The 4,549-nt window shown below is 64.9% G+C and carries 7 protein-coding genes; 2 read left to right on the forward strand and 5 right to left on the reverse strand.

Annotated features, from left to right (window positions below; all coding sequences use genetic code 11):
* Positions 1-716, forward strand: a 716-nt coding sequence (locus QSK22_RS32980; protein ID WP_285498420.1) for a sigma-70 family RNA polymerase sigma factor, incomplete at its 5' end; no start/stop codon positions are given.
* Between the two features lie 10 nt (positions 717-726).
* Here the strand turns inward: QSK22_RS32980 and QSK22_RS32985 are convergent.
* The 4 genes from QSK22_RS32985 to QSK22_RS33000 all read right to left on the reverse strand — a co-directional run bounded on the left by QSK22_RS32985 (position 727) and on the right by QSK22_RS33000 (position 3,221).
* Positions 727-957 carry a DinB family protein gene (locus QSK22_RS32985; RefSeq protein WP_285498421.1) on the reverse strand — a complete coding sequence of 77 codons (231 nt, stop codon included), beginning with the start codon at positions 955-957 and terminating at the stop codon, positions 727-729.
* 10 nt (positions 958-967) lie between these two features.
* The gene (locus QSK22_RS32990; RefSeq protein WP_285498422.1) at positions 968-1,279 is read right to left on the reverse strand and encodes a DinB family protein; all 312 of its coding nucleotides are present in this window, start codon (positions 1,277-1,279) and stop codon (positions 968-970) included.
* 580 nt (positions 1,280-1,859) lie between these two features.
* The gene (locus QSK22_RS32995) at positions 1,860-2,252 is read right to left on the reverse strand and encodes a hypothetical protein (protein WP_352231517.1); all 393 of its coding nucleotides are present in this window, start codon (positions 2,250-2,252) and stop codon (positions 1,860-1,862) included.
* A 174-nt stretch (positions 2,253-2,426) separates the two neighbouring features.
* Positions 2,427-3,221: a helix-turn-helix domain-containing protein gene (locus tag QSK22_RS33000; protein ID WP_285498423.1), complete on the reverse strand. Its 795-nt coding sequence runs from the start codon at positions 3,219-3,221 to the stop codon at positions 2,427-2,429.
* A 355-nt stretch (positions 3,222-3,576) separates the two neighbouring features.
* Here QSK22_RS33000 and QSK22_RS33005 point away from each other — a divergent pair, with 355 nt between their 5' ends.
* A complete protein-coding gene (locus QSK22_RS33005) occupies positions 3,577-3,966 on the forward strand; it encodes a 6TM ABC transporter family protein (RefSeq protein ID WP_285498424.1) in 390 nt (129 codons plus the stop codon).
* A 290-nt stretch (positions 3,967-4,256) separates the two neighbouring features.
* On the opposite strand, the gene QSK22_RS33010 is transcribed toward QSK22_RS33005, so the two are convergent.
* Positions 4,257-4,549 (reverse strand): transposase (locus QSK22_RS33010; RefSeq protein ID WP_285498425.1); only part of this gene is annotated, 293 nt, incomplete at its 5' end.

Here is a 4,549-nt window from a genome sequence, read left to right on the forward strand (position 1 = left end):
TCGTCCGGATCGTCACCCGGCAGGCGCTGATACGGCTGCGGACGCTGCGCCGCCGCAAGGAGTCCTACATCGGCCCCTGGCTGCCCGAACCGCTGCTGACCTCGCCGGACGTCGCCGAGGACGTCGAACTCGCCGAGAGCGTCTCGATGGCGATGCTGCTGGTGCTGGAGACCCTCGCCCCGACCGAGCGCGCGGTGTTCGTGCTGCGCGAGGTGTTCGACCTGGACTACGGCGAGATCGCGGACGCGGTCGGCAAGAGCCGCGACGCCGTCCGGCAGATCGCCCACCGGGCGCGCGCACACGTCGCGGCCCGCCGCCCGCGCGTCCCCGTCTCCCCGGCCGAGTCGCAGGCCGCGGTCGACGCGTTCCGGCGGGCGCTCGAGACGGGCGACCTGCAGGGCCTCGTCGACATGCTCGCACCCGACGTCGTCCTCCTCGGCGACGGCGGCGGCGTCCGGCAGGCCGTGGTGCAGCCGATCGTGGGGGCCCGCAAGGTGGCGCGCCTACTAGAGGCCGGATGGACCCGGCTGCGAAGCGCGGTCGCCGTCGAGCAGGCGCAGGTCAACGGACGCCCCGGGCTGCTCGTCCGGATCGACGACGAGATCGACACCGTCGTCGCGATGCGGATCGACGACGGCCTGATCACCGGCCTCTACATCGTGCGGAACCCGGAGAAGCTGTCCCACATCGGCCGGGAGACCACCGTTACCCGCTGACCCGCCCGCCTCAGTCGTGCCCGATGAAGCCGAGCATCCGGGTCTGGACGTCCGCGTCGGCGGGCACCTCGACGCGTGAGCCGTACTGGCCGGACGACCGGAGGACCTCGTCTATCGGCTCCAAGCCGTCGAGGAGTTCGGTGCAGAAGTCGGGGTCGAGCCGGTCGTCCTGGCCGGTGGCCCGGGCGAGGTCCCAGGCGCGTGAACGCGTCGGCCATGAGAAGCGGTCGATCGCAGTCACCAGCGCCAGTTCACCGATGTGCGGGTTCGCGAACTCCCGCCGCCCGCTCTCCGGGGTCGTCCAGCACCTCCTGCACGGCGCCGCTGTAGACCTGCCACGCGGCGACCGGGTCGGCGTCCACCAAGGGTCCGCGGCGCAGCTCGATGCCGGCGCCGGACACCAGGAATACGGGGAACCACTCGGTCAGGTGGCGCACGACGTCGCGGGCGGTCCACCCTGCGACCGGTGCGGGCGCGTCACACGACCGGGTGCCGCGGACGCGTTCGGTGAACAGGCCCGCGACCTGCCGGTACCGCTCGGCCGGGTGTTCGGGCAGCGCCATGGATCGGCATCCTCTCCAGCTCGGTGCATCCCTCGTCGAGACCGGCGGCCACGCGGTCAGAGCGCTTCCTCCGGGTGGAAGAAGCCGCGGACGAAGAAATCGGGGCTCTCCACCAGTTCGGTGAGCATGCCCGTCGCGACCACCCGGCCGGCGCGCATGACCGCGACGCGGGCGGCGACGCGCTGCCCGGATCACCCCCCGCTCGCGCAGACAAGGATGCGCGTGGTGTCAGCCACCGTACGGGCAGCGGAGTTCTCCCCGCGCAGGCGGGAGAGGTCTTCAACTCGGGTGTTGCAACCGCGAATACTGAACGCTTCTCCCCCGTGCTACTCACCGCCCTGTGACGTTTTCCGCCCGTCAGGCCAGAACGCCCGGCACACCCCGCTGTGGATGCGGTTGGCGAGTGGCAGCGGCCCTATGTCGGCTCGGCGGCACAAGTACGGGATGCTCTGTATTGACGCAGCCTGAACTTGGAACGCTTGGACGCACACAGAATGGCACAACGTGACACCACCCATACCGATCCAGCATATTCTGCGGTGACTTTCAATCCACAGGCTGTTGGGTTGTTAGGGCAGTTTCAGCATCCAGGGCCACGGACGTTCCAGAAGATCCTGTCCGGCGCTTTTGCTCCATCGACACAGGCCAACGGCGACCACCACACCGCTGCCTGTAGAGTCGAAAATGATCTTGCTCGTCGTAGTCCGGATGTGGCGTGGACGAGGGTGGCGATCAGGTCGTCGACTTCGGCGTCGTCGAGCTCGAGCCAGCCGATCCCGTGGGCACCCACGCCACGTTCGATGTCGGGAAGCGCACGGATCGGTTCCAGGCCCTGGTCCCCGGTAGGCCGGTTCGCCTTGTAGTTCTGGTCGGTCCGTTTGCGTGCGGCCGAGCCGTCCTCGCCGTCGAACACGACGACGACTCCGCACGGTTCGGACACCTCGCCAGCCGTGATAGCTATCTTTACGGGCACCCCTCCGACTCTTCTCTACCCGAGAGATATCAGCCAAGCACCGAAGTAGTGCCATAATGCATCGGGATCTTCCTTCCCAGGAAGACCTCTGTCACGAGCCCACCTAATGTGATAAGCCAACTCAGAGCATTCCCCATTCAGGGTGACTTGCCTGAAAGAAGGCAAGCAGATCTTCTATGAATTCTCCCGCAGATATTCCTCCAGGGGGCGCGCCGTCGACCACAGTTGTTCGAAGTAGCCGACAAAGTAGCGCAGGAATTGCGGACTATCCACTCGAAATCCACTCAGCTCCTGCGAGGCCGCTCCAGAAAATGCCAGGAAGGTCGTCGAGTCGTCGAAGAGCGCCATGTTGATGCCGTCCGCATCAATGTCCCATCGCACGACGCGTACTTCGTAGTTGCGTACTCCGAAAGTCTCCTCGTGGTGTCGGGTCGCCCACGCATGCATCTCAGAATTCGGTATGCAGATGATGCGGCGTACTGATCGAGCTCCCGGCTTTTTCGCCCACTCGATTACAGCGGCGAAGTATGCGGCTGCGGCTTCGCTCGTGTAGTAGTCGGGCGGTCTACGACGAATGTAGGTCACGAGGATTCGGCTGTTGGCGACTTTGACCCGCTCGGTCGCGTTCGCGTAGAACTGCTCGTTGTTGAGGTACCAGGCAGGCTGCTCGATGCCCTCCTGCGGCCGAGCCATGAGGACGTCTTCGTTGATTTCTCGGTCCGCACGCTGCCATCGCTCCAGCCAGTCTGCCGGGTCGTCACCGAGGACCTTCACCAGGGCCTTGGTCTGCTCCCAGGAAGGAAAGCGGTGCCCGTTGAAGATCACGGACAGTGTGGTGTGAGACCAATGGAGCTTCTCGGCCAGAGCCTGCTGGAGGGGCTTGCCTGCGCGGCGGTGCAGGTCGCGCAACTCCAGGGCGAAGCGCTGCCGAGGGTCGCCTGGGTCCAGGGCGCGCGGTCGAGGCGGCATCTGAAGATCCTCTCAACGAGTCTCTCTCCGCCATTGTGCACACTGCGTTCGCCATCGTTCGGAAGATTCCGTGATGTTAGCGAACGTTGATGATCGTTGTTACCGGTAGCCGCATGGTCTCGTCTTGTCCAGAAACATGGACGTCAAGCGTCGGGCGGGGCTAAATCAGAGGTCAGAGCCGTATAGGGGGTGATGGACGATGTAGCGATGTCCGAAACTCTGTCAGCCCGAAAAAGACCGGGCCACCGCCTCCGGTCGGTTCAGGAACAGAGGTGGTGGCCCGCACACGAACAGCTAGGAGAAGCTGCCCGTGCCTCAGCCGCCCAGCATACGCCAGATCTTGAAACCGCACAGCATGACTACTCTCGCTGCACCGCTGGGGATGCTCCTCATCGCCTTCGGTATCGATCCTGCACAGCTCGTATGGATCTGCCTGGCCGGTCTGGCCGCCGTGTTCGCACTCATCTGGACCGTGCTGGCTGTTCTGCTGCTGCGCGCGTCTCTCAGGGTCAATGGCCGGGGGTTCGAACGTGTCATCTACTTGATCAAACTGGCTCTGCACGTTCCGCTGTACCTGCGCCAGCGACCTACTCGCGAAGCCGAAGTGGCCGTCCGTCGCGCGATCATGGAGCCGCCGCCACGACCAAAGCACCGGATCCCGCACTGTCCCGAGTGCCTGCTCCATGGCACTGATCTTCAACATCAGACCCGGGAGGACATAGATGACGGGATAAGCGGAAGCTGATCCGAAACGGTCAGCAGCGACGAAGCGAACGAGCACGTCCCCGTGATCAGCCAGGTGGTCGGGTCCAGCCTGCCATGATCAATCGAGGTCGTGCTCGTTCGCTATCACTGTTGAGCGACTTGCTGGGAGCCGCGACAGGGGCATCCTCGCTTAGTACTCCAGTGGTAAGTCGTGATCTTCAGTGTTCTCGGGTGTGCTGCCGCTGGAAATGGCATGTGCGGGCGCGTGCTTGGGTCACGTCCAGCGGAGTGGTGTATGAGTCGGCCTCCGCGTGATCCTGTTTCTGCAGGTTAAGCAGTGATCGCCTGCTGGTCGGTCCCGTCCCCGCAAGGGCCGCCGTCAATCACTCGCAGTCTGGCTTTGGCGAGGTACTCCAGGCCCATGTAGCGGCGGCCCTCGGTCCACTCGTCGGTCTGCTCCATCAGCACGGCGCCGACGAGGCGGATGATCGCGGCCCGGTCGGGGAAGATCCCGACCACGTCGGTGCGCCGCCGGATCTCCTTGTTGAGGCGTTCCTGGGGGTTGTTGGACCAGATCTGCCGCCAGATCTGGCGAGGGAAGCCGGTGAAGGCCAACAGGTCGT

The sequence above is a fragment of the Actinomadura sp. NBRC 104425 genome, assembly GCF_030269545.1.
GTDB lineage: Bacteria > Actinomycetota > Actinomycetes > Streptosporangiales > Streptosporangiaceae > Spirillospora > Spirillospora keratinilytica.

Coding starts and splice junctions, on each gene's coding strand:
- QSK22_RS32990 (WP_285498422.1), bottom strand. CDS start 1,279: ATGGCGCTGCCCGAACACCCGGCCGAGCGGTACCGGCAGGTCGCGGGC.
- QSK22_RS33000 (WP_285498423.1), bottom strand. CDS start 3,221: ATGCCGCCTCGACCGCGCGCCCTGGACCCAGGCGACCCTCGGCAGCGC.
- QSK22_RS33005 (WP_285498424.1), top strand. CDS start 3,577: ATGACTACTCTCGCTGCACCGCTGGGGATGCTCCTCATCGCCTTCGGT.